At 59.4% G+C, this 19,302-nt stretch carries 17 protein-coding genes; 7 read left to right on the plus strand and 10 right to left on the minus strand.

The annotated features are described in order from the left end of the window. Positions 1-99: 99 nt before the first annotated feature. The 8 genes from fabI to aceA all read right to left on the minus strand — a co-directional run bounded on the left by fabI (position 100) and on the right by aceA (position 9,953). Positions 100-873, minus strand: a complete 774-nt coding sequence (fabI, locus tag HDEN_RS10120) for an enoyl-ACP reductase FabI (RefSeq protein WP_013216011.1) — start codon at positions 871-873, stop codon at positions 100-102. Next, on the minus strand, positions 873-2,060 hold the full coding sequence (locus HDEN_RS10125) for an acetate/propionate family kinase (RefSeq protein ID WP_013216012.1): 1,188 nt from the start codon (positions 2,058-2,060) through the stop codon (positions 873-875). The genes fabI and HDEN_RS10125 overlap by 1 nt, the downstream gene beginning before the upstream one ends. Beyond that, positions 2,057-3,463, minus strand: a complete 1,407-nt coding sequence (locus HDEN_RS10130) for a bifunctional enoyl-CoA hydratase/phosphate acetyltransferase (protein WP_013216013.1) — start codon at positions 3,461-3,463, stop codon at positions 2,057-2,059. Before HDEN_RS10130 ends, HDEN_RS10125 begins: the two co-directional genes overlap by 4 nt. Further along, positions 3,460-5,232 carry a PHA/PHB synthase family protein gene (locus HDEN_RS10135; protein ID WP_013216014.1) on the minus strand — a complete coding sequence of 591 codons (1,773 nt, stop codon included), beginning with the start codon at positions 5,230-5,232 and terminating at the stop codon, positions 3,460-3,462. Before HDEN_RS10135 ends, HDEN_RS10130 begins: the two co-directional genes overlap by 4 nt. A gap of 364 nt (positions 5,233-5,596) precedes the next feature. Further along, positions 5,597-7,957 carry a 5-methyltetrahydropteroyltriglutamate--homocysteine S-methyltransferase gene (gene metE / locus HDEN_RS10140; RefSeq protein WP_013216015.1) on the minus strand — a complete coding sequence of 787 codons (2,361 nt, stop codon included), beginning with the start codon at positions 7,955-7,957 and terminating at the stop codon, positions 5,597-5,599. A 32-nt stretch (positions 7,958-7,989) separates the two neighbouring features. Then, a complete protein-coding gene (locus HDEN_RS10145; protein ID WP_013216016.1) occupies positions 7,990-8,376 on the minus strand; it encodes an acyl-CoA thioesterase in 387 nt (128 codons plus the stop codon). A gap of 3 nt (positions 8,377-8,379) precedes the next feature. Beyond that, positions 8,380-8,625, minus strand: a complete 246-nt coding sequence (locus tag HDEN_RS10150) for a hypothetical protein (protein WP_244466005.1) — start codon at positions 8,623-8,625, stop codon at positions 8,380-8,382. Positions 8,626-8,648: 23 nt separating this feature from the next. Beyond that, positions 8,649-9,953 (minus strand): isocitrate lyase, encoded by a 1,305-nt coding sequence (gene aceA / locus HDEN_RS10155; RefSeq protein ID WP_013216018.1) that lies wholly within the window; start codon positions 9,951-9,953, stop codon positions 8,649-8,651. A 132-nt stretch (positions 9,954-10,085) separates the two neighbouring features. Between aceA and HDEN_RS10160 the strand changes: the two genes are divergently transcribed. After that, positions 10,086-11,504, plus strand: a complete 1,419-nt coding sequence (locus HDEN_RS10160; RefSeq protein WP_013216019.1) for a short-chain fatty acyl-CoA regulator family protein — start codon at positions 10,086-10,088, stop codon at positions 11,502-11,504. Positions 11,505-11,712: 208 nt separating this feature from the next. On the opposite strand, the gene HDEN_RS10165 is transcribed toward HDEN_RS10160, so the two are convergent. Continuing rightward, positions 11,713-12,306: an ImmA/IrrE family metallo-endopeptidase gene (locus tag HDEN_RS10165; protein ID WP_013216021.1), complete on the minus strand. Its 594-nt coding sequence runs from the start codon at positions 12,304-12,306 to the stop codon at positions 11,713-11,715. Positions 12,307-12,555: 249 nt separating this feature from the next. Between HDEN_RS10165 and HDEN_RS10170 the strand changes: the two genes are divergently transcribed. The 4 genes from HDEN_RS10170 (at position 12,556) to HDEN_RS10180 (ending at position 15,083) form a co-directional block, all read left to right on the plus strand. Beyond that, a complete protein-coding gene (locus HDEN_RS10170; protein ID WP_245256612.1) occupies positions 12,556-12,921 on the plus strand; it encodes a hypothetical protein in 366 nt (121 codons plus the stop codon). Next, complete coding sequence (locus HDEN_RS18665; protein WP_013216024.1) at positions 12,872-13,009, plus strand: type II CBASS E2 protein; 138 nt, start codon at positions 12,872-12,874, stop codon at positions 13,007-13,009. The genes HDEN_RS10170 and HDEN_RS18665 overlap by 50 nt, the downstream gene beginning before the upstream one ends. Before the next feature lie 225 nt (positions 13,010-13,234). Beyond that, entirely contained in the window at positions 13,235-14,179 is a 945-nt protein-coding gene (locus HDEN_RS10175; protein ID WP_245256792.1) for a patatin-like phospholipase family protein, read from the plus strand. Between the two features lie 202 nt (positions 14,180-14,381). Further along, positions 14,382-15,083, plus strand: coding sequence for a hypothetical protein (locus HDEN_RS10180; protein WP_013216026.1), 702 nt, complete (start codon positions 14,382-14,384; stop codon positions 15,081-15,083). Between the two features lie 622 nt (positions 15,084-15,705). Here HDEN_RS10180 and HDEN_RS10185 read toward each other — a convergent pair. Continuing rightward, positions 15,706-16,731 (minus strand): patatin-like phospholipase family protein, encoded by a 1,026-nt coding sequence (locus HDEN_RS10185; protein ID WP_013216027.1) that lies wholly within the window; start codon positions 16,729-16,731, stop codon positions 15,706-15,708. Positions 16,732-17,160: 429 nt separating this feature from the next. Between HDEN_RS10185 and HDEN_RS10190 the strand changes: the two genes are divergently transcribed. Beyond that, positions 17,161-18,615, plus strand: a complete 1,455-nt coding sequence (locus HDEN_RS10190; protein ID WP_013216028.1) for a GntP family permease — start codon at positions 17,161-17,163, stop codon at positions 18,613-18,615. 79 nt (positions 18,616-18,694) lie between these two features. Further along, positions 18,695-19,207 (plus strand): Na+/H+ antiporter subunit E, encoded by a 513-nt coding sequence (locus tag HDEN_RS10195; protein ID WP_041921634.1) that lies wholly within the window; start codon positions 18,695-18,697, stop codon positions 19,205-19,207. Positions 19,208-19,302 lie beyond the last annotated feature (95 nt).

Here is a 19,302-nt window from a genome sequence, read left to right on the forward strand (position 1 = left end):
TCGCAACTTTTATGACAGGTTATCGCAGCCATACCTGCGTCAGAATGGGCCCCGAGTGCAACGACGACGGAAGACCGGCGCAGGCAATTTCAGATCAGGTTACGCGACGACGTGGAAGCCGTGGTCGGCATAGGACGTCGAGCCCGTCATGGCGCTTCCGGCGTCGCTTGCGAGAAATGCCGAGATGCGCCCGATCTGTTCGATCGTCACCAGCTGATGATCCGGCGTGCGCTCGCGCGTCTTTTCCAAAAGCTCGTCGAAGCGATCTATCCCTGAGGCCGCGCGCGTCGCGATCGGCCCGGATGACAGCGCGTGCACATGGATGCGGCGCGGCGCGAGATCGGAAGCGAGAGTCCGCACCGTCGCTTCCAGCGCGGCCTTGACTGGCCCCATGAGATTATAGTGCTCGACCACGCGGCTGGCGCCGAAGAAACTCACCGTTTGCAGGCTGCCGCCATCGACCATCAACGGCAACGCCAGCTTCGCCATGCGGATGAATGAGTGGCATGAGACATCCATTGCCATCGCGAAGCCTTCGGCCGAGCACAGCACAAGACTGTTGTGCAAGTCCTCGCGTGGCGCGAAGGCGATGGAATGCACGATGCCGTCGAGACGACCCCACGTCGCGCGAATGGTATCGAAAACGCTTTCCAACTCGCCTTGAATGCGGACATCGCACGGGACGATGATCGACGCGTTCAGTTCCTCCGCCAACGGCCTCACATGTGGTTCGGCCTTGGCGTTCAGGTACGTCACCGCGAGGTCGGCACCGGCGGCCTTCAGTGCCTCGGCACAGCCATAGGCGATGCTGCTCTTGTTGGCGATGCCGACGACAAGAACGCGCTTGCCGGTGAGATCGACGATCGGTTTCATCAGGCCTCTCTGCTGGACATCAGAAGCGCGCAGGCTTCGGTGGCGATCACCTGCTCTTCGTCCGTCGGAATGACGAAAACGCCGACTTTGCTGTCTTGCGCGTCGATGCGTGTTGCGCTCGCGGAATTTGCATTGTCGTCCAGCGTGACGCCGAGCCACGCGAGGCGCGCACATACGGCAGCGCGTATCGAAGGCTGATGTTCACCGATGCCCGCCGTGAAGACAACGGCATCGAGGCCGCCCAACGTCGTCGCGAGCGCGGCGATCTCCTGCGCGATCCGATGTGTGAACAATGCGATCGCTTCTCGTGCCGCCGGTTGATCGCTGCCGAGTAAATCGCGGCTGTCGGCGCTTATTCCCGAGACGCCGAGCAATCCCGATCGGTGATAGAGAATGTCTTCGACGCTCGCGAGCGATTGTCCTTGTTGCTTCAGAAGATGGATGACGACGCCCGGGTCGAGCGCGCCGCAGCGCGTCGCCATTGGGATTCCGTCGAGCGTCGAAAAGCCCATGCTCGTATCGCGGCTTTCGCCGTTTTCGAGCGCGCAGAGACTCGCGCCGCTGCCAAGGTGCGCGGCGACGACACGTCCGGCTGCGAGATCGGGCGCAAGCTCGCGCAGCCGCGATGCCGCGAATTTGTAGGACAGCCCGTGAAATCCGTATCGCTTGATCCCGGCATCGAACATTTCACGAGGCAGGGCGAAGCGGCGAACGATGTCGGATTGCGTCCTATGGAACGCCGTGTCGAACGACGCCGATTGCGGCAGGTCGGGGCGGAGATGACGGATGGCGCGGATCAGCCGGAGACTCTGCGGTTGATGCAGCGGCGCCAGATCGACGAAGCGCGCAATCGTCGCCAGCGTGTCATCGGTGATCAGAGTTGCACCGGAGAAAGCGTCCCCGCCGTGCACGACGCGATGACCGGCCGCAGCTATTCCCTGAAGTGCGAAGTGATCGCTCAGCCAGTCGAGCGTTTCATCGATGAGTTCGTGCAGATCCTCGGTGACTTCGGCGCGTAACGGGATGTCGGCAACGGTCGGACCTTCGACGACGTGCAACAGCAGCGGCGTGCGTCTGAGATCGATGACGCCCCGGCCCAATCGCACAGGCCCGTCTTCCGCCATACGGTAAAGACCGAGCTTGATGGTCGATGAGCCCGGATTGAAGGTAATCAGAATTTCGCTCATGCGGTCGCGCTGGTCCGGTGTTCTGCGACGAGCTTGGCCAACGCGGCCGACACCAGCCGCACGCGCAGCGTATCGGATCGGCTGGTCAGAATGATCGGAACGCGCGCACCAAGCACGAGGCCGGCGGCGTCGGCGCCAGCGAGATAAATGAGCTGCTTGGCGAGCATGTTCCCCGCTTCCAGGTTCGGAACGACGAGAATGTCGGCGCGCCCCGCAACGGGCGACACGATCTCCTTGATGCGCGCAGAGTCGAGGTTGATGGCATTGTCGAACGCCAGCGGGCCGTCGACTTTCGCGCCGGTGATCTGACCGCGCGCCGCCATCACCGTCAGGGCGGCGGCTTCGAGCGTTGCGGGCATCGCGGGGTTGACCGTTTCGACGGCGGCGAGAACGGCAACCAATGGCTCGGCGACGCCGAGCACGTGCATCAGGTCGATGGCGTTCTGGCAGATGTCGCGCTTCTGATCGAGCGTCGGCATGATGTTGATCGCCGCGTCCGTGACGATCAAGGGCTTGGGATACGACGGCACGTCGAGCACGTAGACGTGGCTGATGCGCCGCTCTGTGCGCAGGCCCGACTGCACCGCGACGACGGCGCCGAGCAATTCGTCGGTATGAAGGCTGCCTTTCATCAACGCATGAACGGCACCCGACGACGCAAGCTCGACGGCCTTGGCGGCGGCGGCGTGGCTGTGCTCGGTCGCCTCGATGCGCAAGCCTTCGATCGAAACGCCGGCTTTCTCGGCAGCGGCAGCGATCTTGTGCGGCGGACCGACGAGCACCGGTTCGATGAGGCCTTCGAGTTTGGCTTCGATCGTCGCGGAGATCGCTTCCGGGCTGCACGGATGCACGACGGCGGTCGGCAACGCAGGCAGCGATTTCGCCTGCTCGAGGACCTGATCGAAGCGGCCGTGACGACGGAGCGCGACTTCCGGCACCGGAATGCGCGGCAGGCTCAGTTTTTCGGTTGGTGCGATGACCGTCGCCTGGCCCGACAACACTTCCTTGCCGTGCTGGTTGACGCACAATGTATCGAGAACGACGCGCTTATCCGGCCCCTTCTCACGCACGGTAACGGTTGCCGTGACGGTATCGCCCGGCGCGACCGGACGACGGAAGCGCAGGTCCTGGCCGAGGTAGATCGTTCCAGGTCCCGGTAATTGCGTACCGAGTAGCGTGGACAGCAGCGCTGCGGTCCACATGCCGTGAATGACGACGTGACCGAACATATCGGTCGCCGCATAAGCCGCGTCGAGATGGGCGGGATTGACGTCGCCCGATGTCGCGGCAAACAGCTTGATGTCGTCTTCGCTCACAAACCGCGTGAGAGAGGCGCTCTCGCCGATTTCCAATTCGTCGAACGTGCGATTGGTCAGGCGGATCTGGGGGATCACAGCTGTCATCGTTGCAGCACATAGGTTCCGGGCGCGGCAGCAAGCGGCGAGATGCCCTTCGCCTCGCAGCCCATTGCGGGCGGTGAAACTCTTTCAGGTGAAGCGTGCGCCGCGAGCCAGTCGGTCCAGACGGGCCACCACGATCCGTCCTTCACCTTGGCCGCGGAAAACCATTCGTCGGCGCTGAGGCAGATGTCGTTTCGCGCTTTCGTCAGAAGACGGAAATGGCGGTTCGCATGTCCGGGTTCATTGACGATGCCGGCGTTATGTCCGCCGTTCGTCAGTACGAAGGTGACGCCGGTATCCGCGAGATAGTGGATTTTATAAACCGACTTCCAGGGCGCGATATGATCGCGCTCCGTTCCGACCGCAAACACCGGAACGCGGATATTCTGCAGCGCGATCGGATTGCCATCGACGACGTAGCGTCCGCTCGCGAGATCGTTGCGCAAGAACAGTTTGCGCAGATAATCCGAATGCATCTGGAAGGGCATTCGCGTTGCATCGGCGTTCCAGGCCATCAAGTCGATCATCTGGCTGCGCTCACCCATGAGATAGTCATGGATCATGTGCGACCAGATCAGGTCGTTGGATTTCAAAAGCTGGAACGCACCGGCCATTTGCGAGGAGTCGAGCGTGCCGCTTTGCCCCATCAGCGCTTCGAGAAGAGCCACCTGGCTGTCGTCGATAAACAGTTGCAGATCGCCCGGTTCGGTGAAGTCGGTCTGAGCTGCGAGCAAGGTGACGCTTGCTAGACGATCGTCGCCCGTTTCGCCCATCGCAGCCGCGGCGATCGACAGGAGCGTTCCACCGAGACAGTAGCCGGCGGCGTGCACCGGCCGATCCGGCACGACGGCGGAAATCGTATCGAGCGCCGCCATCACGCCGAGCCGGCGATAATCCTCGAGTGAAAGATCGCGATCCTCAGCGGAGACGTTGCGCCAGGAGATGCAGAAAACCGTGAAGCCCTGGTCGACGAGAAATTTGATCAACGAATTGTGCGGCGACAGATCGAGCACATAATACTTCATGATCCATGCGGGAACGATCAGGATCGGCTCCGCGTGCACGGTTTCTCCGGCCGGAGCGTATTGGATCAGCTCGATCAGGTGATTGCGAAAGATGACTTTGCCCGGCGTTGCCGCGACCGTCTCGCCGACCTTGAACGCTTCAGCGCCTGTCGGAAGTTTTCCGCCCGCAATCCGTTCTGCGTCTTCGAGCCAAATTTGCGCGCCTCTGACGAGATTGGCACCGCCTTCGCGAAGCGTCTGCTGCCCGACGGCCGGATTTGCGAACGGAGAATTGGAGGGCGACCACATGTCGAGCCACTGGCGCACGGCGAATGACACCACGGCTTCATGATGCGGAGACACGCCCGGCACGCCGCGCGTCGCCGAGGCCCACCAATCCTCAACGGCGCTAAAGGTGTCGGCCCAGAACTGAAACGGAAACTGATTCCAGGCGTCGCCGGAAAAGCGAGGATCGCGCCGCGCAGGTGTTTTGCTATGACCCGCTCCGTCTTCGACCTCGACGCCGCTGATGCCACGCGCCGCGCGCTGCATCGTGTCCGCAAGAAGCTGCCCATAGGCTTCGGCGAGCGCGATCCGCTTTCCGGGCGCCACGGCCAGATGCATGCTCCAATCCAGAACAGCCAGCGTTAGGCCGATCGGCGATAGACCGGATGTCATATGCCCAAGGCCAGCAAGCGCCGCCTGATCGATCAACTGCTCGGGTGTTTGGGCTTTCGGGATCTCGGTCGTCTGATTTGTATCTCGCAAGAGCGTCTCTCCGCGCGCATCACATTGGCCACGCTTGGTTCGTTTGCCGCTCCCTGCATCAGCTTATTTAATTTTTTCAGTATATAGTCTTGGATATATGAGAGAATTTTGACAACGACCAACGGCGCAATTGCGCGCAGCCGAATTTGCACGCCTTACGGCCTTCAGCCGGCGTGCATGATTTAAGACTTATTAAGCGCCAGCTTTTCGCCGAATAGGGTTGCTTCGCCAATCGGCCGCGCGCCTAAGAGGCCGCGGCCGATTGCGATTTACAAAGCAGCGCGCTTCAAGCGCCGCCATTTTGCGACGGCAAAATTTGCCGTTGGGAAGGAGAGCTTTGGCGGACCTCGCCACAACGACGTCGCTAGGTATTCTCCCGCATCTTTCTCGCTGCCTCGACCATGTTCTTCAACGCAGGAAGAACTTCATCCCATTTGCGCGTTTTCAAGCCGCAATCCGGATTGATCCAGATTTGCTCCGGCGCGAGCCGCTCGCGTGCCTTCGCGATGAGATTTGTCATCTCGCCGACGCATGGGCATCTCGGCGAATGAATATCGTAGACGCCCGGTCCGATCTCGTTCGGATACTTGAACTCTGAAAAGCCATCGAGCAATTCCATCTGCGAGCGCGACGTCTCGATTGAAATGACGTCGGCGTCGAGCGCAGCAATCGCCTCCATGATGTCGTTGAACTCACCGTAACACATGTGCGTGTGGATCTGCGTCAGATCGGATGCTCCGGCTGCCGTGAGTCGAAAGCACTCGACGGCCCATTTGAGGTAAGCTTCCCTGTCCTTCAACCTTATAGGCAAGCCTTCGCGCAACGCCGGCTCGTCGATTTGAATGATGCCAATGCCAGCTTTTTCCAGATCGACGACCTCGTCGCGGATGGCGAACGCAATCTGCCGGCACGTGACGGAACGCGGCTGGTCGTCGCGAACGAAAGACCATTGCAGGATCGTCACGGGGCCAGTCAGCATGCCTTTGATGGGCTTTGTCGTAAGCGACTGGGCGTAAGCCGACCAGCGCACCGTCATCGGCTTCGGTCGCGAGACATCGCCGAAAATGATCGGCGGCTTTACGTACCGGCTTCCATACGATTGAACCCAGCCGTTTTGCGTGAAGACGAATCCGGAAAGCTGCTCGCCGAAGTATTCCACCATATCGTTGCGCTCGAACTCGCCATGAACGAGCACATCGATGCCGAGGTTTTCCTGAACGCTGATAGCGTTCTCGGTCTCCTTCATAAGAAACGCGTCATATGTGGCATCATCGATGTCACGGCGGCGATGCGCGGCGCGCGCTTTGCGGACTTCTTCCGTTTGCGGAAACGATCCAATCGTCGTCGTTGGGAATTTCGGCAAGGCGAAACGCTTGCGCTGCTTCGCCTGACGCTGCTCGAAGGATCCGGCGCGATTGGCATCGCCAGAACTAGAGCCCGCAAGGCGCGCTGCGACATTGACATCATGAACACGCGCCGACGACGCACGCGATTTCACGGCCGCCGCACTTGCCGCGAATGCTTCTTCTGCCGCTTGCTTCCCGTTATTGGCCGCATGCGTCAACGCCGCGAGTTCAGCCAGCTTTTGCTTTGAGAACGCCAGCCAGGATTTGAGTTCGTCGTCGAGCTTCGTTTCGCTGTCAAGATCGACCGGCGCGTGCAAGAGCGAGCACGACGGCGCGATCTGGAGACTGTCAGGTCCCCGCGCAGCAATCGCCTTTTCGACGAGGCTGAAGGCGGCGTCGAGATCGGCGCGCCAGATGTTGCGTCCATCGATGACGCCGAGCGACAGGGTGCGCGACTTCGGCCAAACCGACAGAACGGACGCAAGCTGCTCCGGCGCGCGAACGAGATCGATGTGCAGTCCGTCGATCGGCAGCGCGGCAACAAGCGATAGATTGTCGTCGAGTCGCTCGAAGTAAGTGGCAACGAGGATTTTCAGACCGCACTTCGACAAGGCCGCGTAGGCCTTACGAAAGGCGTCGCGCTGCGCGTCATTCAAATCGGTGCCGAGGATCGGTTCGTCGATTTGCACCCAATCCGCGCCCTCGGAAGCAAGCGTCGTCAGAACTTCGGTGTAAACGGGGAGCACACGCTCGATAAGCGCTAGCGGATCGAGATCCGCGCTTTTCGCCTTTCCGAGCGACAGAAAAGTGATCGGCCCCACCAGCACTGGCCGCGTATGGATGCCGAGCGCCTTGGCTTCCTTGAACTCGTCAATCGCCTTGCGCGACGCGAGCCGGAATTCCTGATCCTCGTAAAACTCCGGGACGATGTAGTGGTAATTGGTATCGAACCACTTCGTCATTTCCATCGCGGGCGCAGCAGCAGATCCGCGCGCCATCGCGAAGTAGGTGTCGAGATCGACGCTGCCCTGCACCTCCGCGGTTTCGGCAACATCGGCCATCATCGCATAGGCATTGGAGGTCCGCGCCGATGGCGAGAACTTCACGGAGTTTCCAGCGCCGTCATTACGATAGCGCGGCGGCACCGCGCCAAGCATCGCTGTCGTATCGAGAACCTGATCGTAGAACGAAAAATCGTTCGAAGGGATGATTTCAATCCCGAGATCACGCTGAAGCCGCCAATGGCGCACGCGAAGGTCGGCGCCGAGTTTACGCAGCGCGAGGTAATCGAGCTCCCCTTTCCAATAGCTTTCCGTCGCCTTTTTGAGTTCGCGCTTCAAGCCGATGCGTGGGAAGCCAAGGTTTGCAGACTGAACCATGCGCGTCTTGCCTTTCGAATGACTGGATAAGTTCAAGCGGCGGTTTGTGCCGCGATCGGTTGCGGCCGGCCGTGTTCATCGACGGCGACCATTTCGAAGCTGCCGCGCATTGCCAGCTTGCGATCGGCTTTGCCGAGTGTTTCGGCGACGACCTCGACCTTGACGGTCATCGACGAACGCCCGACCCGTTCGACGCGCGCGATGAGTTCGACGAGCTGGCCGACGAGAACTGGCAAGTGAAAATCGACGCGGTCGGATCGCGCCATGACGACGCTCGCGCCTGCGCGCCGGGCGGCGGCAATCGCCGCAGCCTTGCTCATCAAGTTCAAAGCCGTTCCGCCGAACAGCGTGCCGTAATGATTGGCCTGTTCAGGAAATACGATTTCGGCAAAGCGCGTCTCAGCAGGATCGGGCGACATCGGTCATTCCTTTGCAGGCGTGTCGGGCACGCGCACGATCGGAACCATCTGATCGCCCCATTGTCCGCGACCGTTGTGCACGCGATGGGCGCGCATCAGCTCAATCGACGCGCCAGCTTCGACGGCCTGATGAATTTGCAGATTGAGCCGGTGCAGTGTGTCCGCGACCTTGCGGATGGCTGCGTCGACATCGTGATTTTTGGGTCCGTTGAACGGCTCGGCCATGTTGATGATGTCCGCTGATCTCAAGGCAATAGCTCCCGCATGGCGGCTTATTCGGCCGCCGGTCTCACTGCATCGTCATGGAATTGCGCTGTCTCGGTCGATGCCGACATGGCTGTCGTCGATGAGGTTCCGCCGGTAATCGCAAGAGAAACGGCGTCGAAATATCCGGTTCCGACTTCGCGCTGGTGCCGCGTCGCGGTATAGCCGCGCGCTTCGCTCGCGAATTCGGCCTGCTGAAGTTCCGAGTACGCAGCCATGCCGCGATCGCGATACCCTTGCGCAAGCTCGAACATGCTGTGGTTCAGCTGATGGAAGCCAGCGAGCGTTACGAACTGGAATTTGTAACCCATCGCGCCAAGCTCGCTCTGGAACTTCGCGATCGTCGCGGGATCGAGCTTCTTCTGCCAGTTGAATGACGGCGAGCAATTGTAGGCGAGTTTTTTGCCGGGATACTTGGCGTGAATGGCCTCGGCAAATTTACGCGCATGCTCGATATTGGGTGTCGATGTTTCCCACCACAGCAAGTCGGCGTACGGCGCATAGGCGAGGCCGCGCGCGATGCAGGCGTCGACTCCGTTGCGTAACGTGTAGAAGCCTTCGGCCGTACGTTCACCTTTGACGATGAATTCGCGATCGCGCTCATCGATATCGGACGTGATGAGCTTCGCCGACTCGGCGTCGGTGCGCGCGACGATGAGCGTTGCAACACCCATGACGTCGGCGGCAAGTCGCGCAGCCACGAGATTGCGAATATGCGCTGCTGTCGGAATTAGAACCTTGCCGCCGAGGTGGCCGCACTTCTTCTCCGAAGCAAGCTGATCCTCGAAGTGAACGGCGGCAACACCCGCTTCGATGTAAGCCTTCATGATCTCGAAGCTGTTCAGCGGCCCACCGAACCCGGCTTCCGCATCCGCGACGATCGGAGCAAACCACGTCGCGACGCTCGACTTGCCTTCCATGTGCTCGATCTGATCGGCACGTTGCAGGGTACGATTGATGCGGCGCGCAAGCTCCGGACCGGCGTTCGCCGGATAGAGGCTCTGGTCGGGGTACATCGCGCTCGCCGTGTTGGCGTCAGCGGCGACCTGCCAGCCGGAGAGATAGATGGCTTTCAATCCGGCGCGGACCATCTGCATCGCCTGATTGCCGGTGACGGCGCCGAGCGCGTGCACATAAGGTTCGGCATTGAGAAGTTGCCAAAGACGCTTCGAGGCGATGTCGGCGAGCGTGTATCGGATCGGCACCGAACCGCGCAGCTTCATGACGTCGGCAACGGAATAGGGTCGCTCGATCCCATCGAACCGGTCGGAAGCCGCATCGATTCCCAGCTGCACTATTTCCGAAGTCTTCATGCCGTCCTCGCTTGCCAAATGACTTGATATTCGCAATATCCGCATTCCGAAGTCGCGCGAAACGCCTGAAATTGCGGAGTTTTGCGAGGCTAGGGTTGCGAATTTGCGAATTTTGCGAATATCGAGGTCTGCATGAGAAAAGCGTTCATGGGCGTTCGCCTGAAGCGGCTCCGCGAGGAGCGCGGGCTGACGCAAGTCGCCCTGGCGCGGGCGCTCGAACTGTCCCCGAGCTATCTCAATCAGATCGAAAAAAATCAGCGACCGCTGACGGTTCCGATCCTGCTCAAGATCAACTCCGTGTTCGGCGTCGATGTGCAGCTTTTTTCCGAAGACGAGGAAGCGCGTCTCATCGCGGATTTGAAGGACGTGCTCGCCGACCCCGGCCTCGGCGAGCACGTCGCACTCACGGAGATTCGCGAAATTGCCGCCAACATGCCGGCGGTTGGACGCGCCATCGTTGCGCTGCAGGCGCGGTCACGCCAGGCGTCCGAGCGCGCCGACGCGATGGCATCACGCTTCGGGCTGAGCGCGGAAGAGATCGAACCCGCGACGCTGATGCCCTACGAAAAGGTGCGCGATTATTTTTACGCGCATCACAACTACATCGCGGAGCTCGACGAAGCCGCCGAAGCGCTGTTCGACAAAGCCCAGCTCGTGATCGGTGACGTCGCGACCGGACTGCGAGAGTATCTGCGTTCGGAGCATGGCGTCGATATCGTTATTGTTCCCGCAACCGATACGCTCTCGCCGCAACGGCGATTCAATCGCGCGCGGCGCACGCTTGAACTTTCCGCGAACCTCAACCCTGGCCAGCAGGCCTTCGAGATGGCGACGCAGCTTGCCTTTCTCGACATCGGCGACACGCTGGACCGGCTGGCGAAAGATGCCGCCGACGATAGCGATGAAACATTCCGCCTGGCGCGCATCGGCCTCGCAAATCATTTCGCGGGCGCATTGGTGATGCCCTACACGCCGTTTCTCGAAGCGGCGGAAGCCCTGCGCTACGATATCGATCTGCTCGGTCAGCGTTTTGGCGTCGGATTTGAAACGGTCTGTCATCGCTTGAGCACATTGCAGCGTTCGGAATCTCGCGGCGTCCCGTTCTTCTTCGTGCGCGTCGATCGTGCCGGAAATATCTCGAAGCGTCAGTCGGCGACGGATTTCCATTTTTCGCGCGTCGGCGGATCATGCCCGCTATGGAACGTGTACGAAGCATTTTCCACGCCAGGGCGTATTCTCACGCAGCTCGCGCAAATGCCTGACGGACGGACGTATCTTTGGGTCGCGCGAACGGTGTCGCGAGGGCACGGCGGCTTCGGTGCGCCGGTAAAAACCTTCGCAATCGGGCTCGGTTGCGACCTCAGTCACGCGAACCGGCTCGTCTACGCGAAAGGCTTGAACCTCGCCAACTCAGGCGTTGCGGTGCCGATTGGCGTGGGTTGCAAGGTCTGCGAGCGGCCGAATTGTCCGCAACGCGCATTTCCGCCGATTGGCGGGCGCACCGCCGTCGATGAAAACGAGCGGCGCTTCACGCCTTATCCCGTTGCATAAGGAATTGAGGAGCCCGCATGGCCATTACCGCGACATGCGATTTGTGGGACCCGCGTCCCTACGCTGCAATCATCCGGATGGAGAACAGAAACAAAACGTTGCTCTGCCAACGACTGCCAAACCGGCGGCTCTAGAAACGGCGAGAAGAGCGAAAAATCCTAGCAATTCAATGGTGGGTGATCACGGACTCGAACCGTGGACCCGCTGATTAAGAGTTATATTGTTCTTGTTGTAAATCAACGTACCACCGTTCCAGCACTTGATCGGACTGCCGGAACCAGCGCCGACCCGCACGCGTGTGGCACACAAGCAAAGCAGGGAAGCGGTTCGACTTGATTACCCTGAGGCCGGCGGCGGTGAGGCTCACGCAGAACGTCTTCTTCGCTTCGCGAAGTACGCCGAGCGACAGCGATCGGAACGACCCCACGAACGGATTGAAGATGTACCAGGGCATCAGCAAATTTGCAGCGTAACCATCCGCAACGCGCTCCGGGTCAGCAGCCCCTTTGCGCACATTGCCGATGTCGTCGGACCTACAAATAAGGCACCGGCCCCGGTGGTGGTGCCAATGGCCCAATTCATGTCCGACCGAGAAGCGCTGCCGCTCTTCTGTCTTCGTATTGTCGACCGAGATGATGGCGCGGTCATCACGTCCGACAATACGTGCTTCGCAGCTCTTGAGCGGACGATATTTGACCTTGGCGCCGAGATGCCACGCGATGACTTCGACATCGATCTGTTTGGGATCGTTTATGCCGAGTTCCCTCAATGTCAGCTCGGCCGGTGAATAGGCTGGCGTCATTCGTGCTTCGGTCTATCTGGGTTGGACAGTTCCGCAAGATCATCGAGGAGACCCTCATCGTCCTCGCCCTGGCCTTCAGCGGCATTGCGTGCCGCAAGAGTTAGCTTCCCTCGCAACGCCTTACGCATGGTGCGGTTCCGCTCATCAGAGCTATACGCCAAAGGGCGGGCTGCTTGTTCCTGCGGCCAGCGTCATCATTCCTTCCCCGGCAGTCGCGCGGTCCCACACCTTCATGGGAAGCCGCAAAAAATGATGCCGACGATCAAACAGCAGATCGCGGCGATCATCGCTGCGTGGCCAACCTTAAGGTTGGAACGCAGCGATGATCGCCGTGCGCTGTGGCGAGGCCCACTCCGGCCCAGCTTCTCGAGTTATGAGGTGAGCATCGCGTATATGGCCCCTTCCATCGTCGAGCTGATTGACCCGCTGCGTCAGCAGCCCCGGGTGCGCGTTGTCGATCCGGTTCTGCGGCAACGTAGAGGGATGCCGAAGGCGATCTTCCGCATGCTTACTGGGATGATCCTGTATTTCCATCGTTATGCCTCTTCGATCACGAGGCCGGTGAATGGACACCCTTCGCCTTCTCTCGGAAACCACCGTGAAATGGACGATTGATTGGCTGGCTTGTTACGACGGCTGGCGCGCGACCGGCAAATGGGCCGGCAGCGGCCGCCACCTCGAAACCGCACGGAGGGCGGGCTGATGACATATATCCCGCCCCCGCGTTCGGACGGCACAATTCAGCAGCAGCGGATACCTCAAGGCTGGCCGGAGGGCAGACCCTCCCGAATCTTATCCATCGATGGCGGAGGCATCTGCGGGATCTTGCCAGCGGCGATCCTGGCCGAGTTGGAGCGTCGCTACCTAGGCGGTCGCTGCCATCGGGGAATATTTCGACCTGCTAGCTGGTACGTCGACCGGAGGCATAATATCGCTCGGGCTCGGCTATGGCCTTTCCGCCGCGGACATTCTGACGGTGTACATGGAGCGCGGCGGTAACATTTTCCCACCGGCGAGCGACTTTAACCGACTGTTGCGACTTGTCCGCCAGGTCATTCGAACGGCTTATGAACGCAAGCCGTTGGAAGACGAATTGCTGCGGCTGTTCGGTGAGACGACGTTCGGCGAATCTCGGCTGAGGCTGTGCATTCCGGCGTTCAAGGGAAGGCACGGCGAACCGCGGCTCTATAAAACGCCTCACCATCCTGATTATAAGAAGGATCGGGTGGAGCGGATGGTTAGGGTTGGCCTGGCGACGTCCGCCGCGCCAACGTTTTTCGAGAGCTTGCCCAACAACGGGTACACCATGGTTGACGGCGGGAACTGGGCTAACAACCCGGTTATGAACGGGCTAGCGGATGCTCTATCTTGCTTCGCTATCCAGCGGAATCAGGTTCAAATCCTGAGCCTGGGTTATGGCGAGACCGCATTTTCCGTCGATGATCGCCGGGCCCGCGGAGGTATCCTCCACTGGGCAAACGACATTAACGCTGCGATGAGGGCGCAGTCTTTGAACGCGCTTGGTCAGGCCTATCTGTTGGTCGGAAAGAACCGGGTAAAGCGGCTCGACGCGCCCGCTGCGAGATCAATCGCCTTGGACGATTACCGCCGCGCGAAGGACGAGCTGCCTGGCCTCGCGCGTACTCGTGGAAGCTTCCGGTCGAGAGATCGAGCGGATGTTCTTGGCATCGCCAGCCGAGGTCTATGCGCCATGCCCCGCGGGGTAGTTCTGGCAGTTCGCGGAAGGCTCGTCGTGAACTGGATTGGAACTTGCCGCGAACCGCGCTTGCGGCACATTAATGCTCTGATTCTACCGTATTTTCTTCCCCACGACGGGCGCATATCCGGCATGTTGCCGGGCGATTGTCTCTAGATATAGAAACTACGCTCTCGTAAATTTTTTGCAGCTCAATCAACGCAAAGGATTGCGAGCATGAAGGAATTCGTAGAGGGCATTCTCACGGGCTTTGCCGCCCTGAGCGGGGAGCATTTGATTGGATTGATTGCGCTTGGCGCGCTTGGCCTCGCGCATTCGCCATCTGGGCGGTGAAGTCGGCGCTCGGGAAGCACACATCATGATGCGGCGTTTGCGGCCTTGGGTCATGCTTCCGACTGGCTGGATCGCTCAAGGCGGACTAAAGGCCTTCCGGTGGCGCAAGGGAGAAGGTGCGTCCAGTGTCGGCGCGTTGATGGTGCTCATCGTCATCGCCCAACAAGCTGACAAAGCGACGGGGATTGCCGAGCTGACCTATGACGAACTGACGGCAGCCACAGGCCTCAGCCGGTCAAAAGTCGCCGAAGGCTTGGCTCGATTGGGAGCGCAAAAGCTAATTTGCAAGGTTGGGACGGAGCGAAGCCAGTATTTGCTGGCTGATTACGACCTCTACCAGGGCTGGGGCAAGCTGCCTGCGTCGCGGTTGTATACGAACGAACGAGTATGGGCTTTCGACAATTTCCGCCTAAGGCAGCCCGCCGAACTCGACGCTCTGAAGCTTTACCTTCTGTTCGTCGCTCTTCGCGACGACGCATCAAATCTGACGAGGGTGTCCTACGAGAAGATCACAGACTACTCCGGCGTTGCGAAGAACAACATCAAACGCGCGCTGTCGTTGCTCGCCGTCGAAGGGCTCCTGCACGTCGAGCGCGTTGCCAGCTCAAGAAGCGAGTACGGGATTGTGAACGCATATCGGCTCACCTTCCTCGACACCCGCAACCACATGGGCACGAAGGGTCGCAGCGATCTACCGTTGGGCGCTGCGGATGACGTGACGTTTTGATCGAGTTCTAGCGGTTGAACTGGTCTGAACACATGCTTCCTCAGTTTCGCTTTTGAGACCAAAGCGGACGTAACCGGCAGAGCTGAAGATGATCTGCCTACTTGCGCGACTTTCGTCCACTCTCTCGGCATCATGACCGCAATCAGAGGTCTGACCTTGGGACGCGTCACTCGAATCCACCAATTCGCACCAACGGTCAGTGTGGAAGAAAAATACCGGAACAAGAGCGCGAATATAGTGGGGTGACCTTATCTACAAACTCATACTATGTCTCGACACGTTAGGTTATTGACGAATAGGGGAGGCGCTCGGGTTCAAATTGATGCTTATATTCCGCCATTGACGCCTATAAGCCGTGGCTGTCAGTCTGGGGGGGGGCTGGGGGGCGGAGGTTCACCGACCAATTTTTCAGAAACTTATAAAATCTACGGCGATAGCGGCCGGGCCCAAGCGGGCCCCAACTCCCGTGTGGCTGCGACGTGCTCGCCCTTTGAGATCGCGGTTGTGAGCGAGGCGTTCATTCGCTGTGTTCTTCTGCCTGGCTAACGCTGTATCGAGCGCTCACCCAATCGCGGACTTCGTGCTCGAAATATCGGACACTTCTGGATTGCATCCACGCCGATCAGCACTCGGCCAAAAGCACGTCGAGATCAGCGGTCGAGCGGACGCCGACGTCGTTGCCATGAGTGGCAAGAAATTCATCGGCGCTCTTTCGACCCTGCTCCTTCAGCATGGAAACAAATGCCCATTCGGCGTTGAGCTTGGATGAGGCTCCCAAATCCGCGAGCATGTCGGTCAGAATTCGGTGCGTCCGCATCCTTGCCCAGCGGGCCCCTTCGCCATTTCCGGGGTCGGCGACCTGACGCAGAACGGCGATCATCCGCAGCTCTTTCATTAAAGGGGAGTTGAACGAAATCTCATTCAATCGATTGAGAATATCGCTTGCGGTGCGCGGCGGTTCAGACCGTTCCCGGGGATTGATCTGCACCAAGATGGTATCGATTGCATCACTTTCACGAATAAGCGGTGTGATCGTCGGGTTGCCTGCGTAGCCACCGTCCCAGTAGTGCTCGCCATCGATTTCAATCGCTTGGAAGAGTGTCGGGAGACAGGCAGAGGCCAGTAGCACATCGGCAGTAATTTCGGCGTTTCGAAATATCCGCCCGCGTCCCGTCCGGACATTGGTTGCCGTCACGAACAGCTTGATCGGTGAACTCGGAAGACGCGAGAAGTCGATACTTTCGGAAAGGATGCCGCGTAGCGGATTGAGGCCCAATGGGTTCAGATCATAGGGCGAAAGCACTCGCGACATCAAATCCATTGCGAGGTATGCCGGAGACGTGTCGAGCGCCCAGCGTCCCATCATCACGTCGAGTGGCGATCGCTGCAACGGACTGAACGACGCCGCTTGTGAAACGCGCTGCCAATAGTTGTCGAGTGCTGCGCGCGCTCCTTCGGCTCCGCCAGACGTCCAGCCGTCAGCCAATACGGCGGCATTCATGGCTCCAGCCGACGTCCCCGATATAGCTTCTATTTTAAGCCAGGGTTCTTCGAGCAGCCTATCAAGCACGCCCCAGGTAAAGGCGCCGTGAGATCCACCGCCCTGCAGCGCCAAGTCAACCAGTACGACATCGCGCTTGACGGACACGTCGGACCTCTTTGCGTATAGCGAACAGATAGAGCCGAGGCATAACGCAGAGGACGAGCGAAGACATGCGTTTTGCGTTATGTCGGCGTAATAGCAGTACGATGGCAATCCGCATTATACATTCAATCAATATGGATACCGCTTATCATCTGCGCGGCTGTTTACATACTCTAAGATGCAAACGAATGACGGGCATCTCGGCACATGTGAATGCAAGCATTGCACTGCCATTAACCGATGTACGACGATCAATTGCATCGGCTTGCGAAAAATGGAACGTATGCCGAAACGAGATCATCTGGTAAAATGTCGAACACAATCCACGATAGCCTTTGAGATTAATCTCGTTCGGCGGTTTGGATGATCGGCACCTTTCCATGATTTTCCCGCCTGCCGATTTCGATGTGCTTTTGAGCCGAGTACCGCGCAATGGGTTTGCTGGGCATACTGGTCGGTCTCGGTTTCTTAATTTGGCTGTCATATCGCGGCTGGACCATTCTTCTGTTGGCTCCGGCTGCGGCGCTCATCGCTGCAGCTTTCTCGCGTGAACCGCTTCTTGCGCATTGGACCCAGACGTTCATGGGCAGCGCAGCGCAGTTTCTTGCTCAGTTCTTTCCGCTGTTTTTACTCGGTGCGCTATTCGGCAAACTGATGGACGATAGCGGTTCCGTCAGGGCGATTTCGCGTTACATGAGCGAACGCATGGGCCCTTCGCATGCCATGTTAGCCGTCGTGCTTGCGGGCGCCGCAGTGACGTACGGCGGCGTCAGCCTGTTCGTCGCCTTTTTCGTGCTTGCTCCAATGGCGCAGGATCTGTTTCGCGCCGCGAACATTCCTCGCCGTTTGATGCCCGCCGCGATTGCTCTCGGCACATCGACGTTCACAATGTCAGCATTGCCTGGAACTCCGGCAATCCAGAATGCGATCCCGATGCCGTTCTTCGGAACGACACCGTTCGCCGCGCCCATTCTCGGTATCATTGCCTCCGGCATCATGCTGGCGTTCGGCATGTGGTGGCTGAAGCGCAGTCAGGCCGCCGCAGAGCGCGCAGGCGAGGGGTATGGCGGCGCAGATATGCTTCCGGCAAATGGTGTTGCCGATGACCAGTTCATCCGCGAACGTGCAACGAGCGCGCGCGAATTCGACACCGCAGAACTTCAACACGGACAGGCGAGCGAGACGCTGCCGCCCGTGGCGCTGGCGGCTCTGCCATTGGCGACTGTCGTGATTGTCAATTTCTTGATGGCGATGCTGGTCCTGCCACGGCTCGACTTTTCCTTTTTGGCTGAAGACAAGTGGGGATCGACGTCGCTTTCCGCAGTGGCGGGTGTCTGGTCGGTCGTTGTGGCGCTCGCAACCGCAACGGTACTGCTCATCCTCATCAATCGGGAGCGTTTGCCGAATCTGCGCGCAAGCATTGACGCTGGAGCCAATGCGTCGGTCTTGCCTGCGGTCAGCGTTGCAAGCCTGGTCGGATTCGGCGCAGTCGTTGCCATGCTTCCGGCCTTTGCCGTTGTTCGCGATTGGGTGCTATCGATTGGCTCTAATCCACTTGTTTCTCTTGCGACAGCGACCAACATCCTCGCCGCCCTCACCGGTTCAGCTTCCGGTGGCTTGACGATTGCCCTCGATGCGCTCGGTGAAACCTTCGTGCGTATTGCGTCGGAAACCGGCATCGATCCATCGCTCTTGCACCGTGTTGCGGTCATCAGCGCCGGCACGCTCGATAGTCTCCCGCACAATGGTGCCGTCGTGACACTGCTTGCCGTATGCGGCACGAGCCATCGCGAAAGCTACCGCGATCTTGCAATGGTTGCGATCGTCGGGGCGGTCGTCGCGCTCGTGGTCGTTATTGTCCTGGGTTCACTTTTCGGCTCGTTCTGAGGAGACGCGAGAGACGACGATGGTTTTGGGTTTCTGAAAGCGTCGAACTCCTAGATGTTGCCGTCCGAGAGTTGCTTGCATGACTGACATTGCGTCCAACGTGTCAAACTTCTGGAGAAGTGCCGCTATTCGAGGAGCGATGTTCTTCGCTCTTTGGGTCATCCTGACATTGGGTGATCGGAACGATTTCGCCGTTGGTATTTTTGCCGCGATCATCGCAACGTGGATCAGCCTGTTCCTGCTACCCCCAGCCCCGACTCATCCGTCTTTGCTGCCATTGCTCAAGTTCATGCTGCATTTCTTTCGGCAGTCCGTCATCGCCGGCCTTGATGTCGCCAAGCGCGCCTTCGACCCGAAGCTTCCGCTTAATCCGGGCTATGTCCAGTTTTCTTGCCCCATATCAGCCGGACCGGCACGAAGTGCATTCTGCGCGCTTTCGAGCCTGTTGCCCGGCACCATGCCGGTAAAATCCGACGCGACCGGCAACGTTCTCGTTCATTGCCTGGATACTCTTCAGCCGGTCGTCGAGCAGCTTTCCAAGGATGCCAGTCTCTTTCGTGCGGCGGCAGGGGCGGTGCGAAACGATGGATAACTTTCTTTTTCGCGGTCGCGGCTTTCGTATTGGGTCTTCTGATCCTCGGACTCGTTTGCGTTCTGAAGGGGGCGACATTGGCCGACCGGATGATG

The organism is Hyphomicrobium denitrificans ATCC 51888, from assembly GCF_000143145.1.
GTDB classification, from domain to species: domain Bacteria; phylum Pseudomonadota; class Alphaproteobacteria; order Rhizobiales; family Hyphomicrobiaceae; genus Hyphomicrobium_B; species Hyphomicrobium_B denitrificans.

What these genes read in the sequence shown, in the direction of transcription:
- fabI (WP_013216011.1), bottom strand. Translation starts at nt 873, where the DNA reads ATGAAACCGATCGTCGATCTCACCGGCAAGCGCGTTCTTGTCGTCGGC.
- HDEN_RS10125 (WP_013216012.1), bottom strand. Translation starts at nt 2,060, where the DNA reads ATGAGCGAAATTCTGATTACCTTCAATCCGGGCTCATCGACCATCAAG.
- HDEN_RS10130 (WP_013216013.1), bottom strand. Translation starts at nt 3,463, where the DNA reads ATGACAGCTGTGATCCCCCAGATCCGCCTGACCAATCGCACGTTCGAC.
- metE (WP_013216015.1), bottom strand. Translation starts at nt 7,957, where the DNA reads ATGGTTCAGTCTGCAAACCTTGGCTTCCCACGCATCGGCTTGAAGCGC.
- HDEN_RS10145 (WP_013216016.1), bottom strand. Translation starts at nt 8,376, where the DNA reads ATGTCGCCCGATCCTGCTGAGACGCGCTTTGCCGAAATCGTATTTCCT.
- aceA (WP_013216018.1), bottom strand. Translation starts at nt 9,953, where the DNA reads ATGAAGACTTCGGAAATAGTGCAGCTGGGAATCGATGCGGCTTCCGAC.
- HDEN_RS10160 (WP_013216019.1), top strand. Translation starts at nt 10,086, where the DNA reads ATGAGAAAAGCGTTCATGGGCGTTCGCCTGAAGCGGCTCCGCGAGGAG.
- HDEN_RS10165 (WP_013216021.1), bottom strand. Translation starts at nt 12,306, where the DNA reads ATGACGCCAGCCTATTCACCGGCCGAGCTGACATTGAGGGAACTCGGC.
- HDEN_RS10170 (WP_245256612.1), top strand. Translation starts at nt 12,556, where the DNA reads ATGATGCCGACGATCAAACAGCAGATCGCGGCGATCATCGCTGCGTGG.
- HDEN_RS18665 (WP_013216024.1), top strand. Translation starts at nt 12,872, where the DNA reads ATGGACACCCTTCGCCTTCTCTCGGAAACCACCGTGAAATGGACGATT.
- HDEN_RS10180 (WP_013216026.1), top strand. Translation starts at nt 14,382, where the DNA reads ATGATGCGGCGTTTGCGGCCTTGGGTCATGCTTCCGACTGGCTGGATC.
- HDEN_RS10190 (WP_013216028.1), top strand. Translation starts at nt 17,161, where the DNA reads ATGGGTTTGCTGGGCATACTGGTCGGTCTCGGTTTCTTAATTTGGCTG.
- HDEN_RS10195 (WP_041921634.1), top strand. Translation starts at nt 18,695, where the DNA reads ATGACTGACATTGCGTCCAACGTGTCAAACTTCTGGAGAAGTGCCGCT.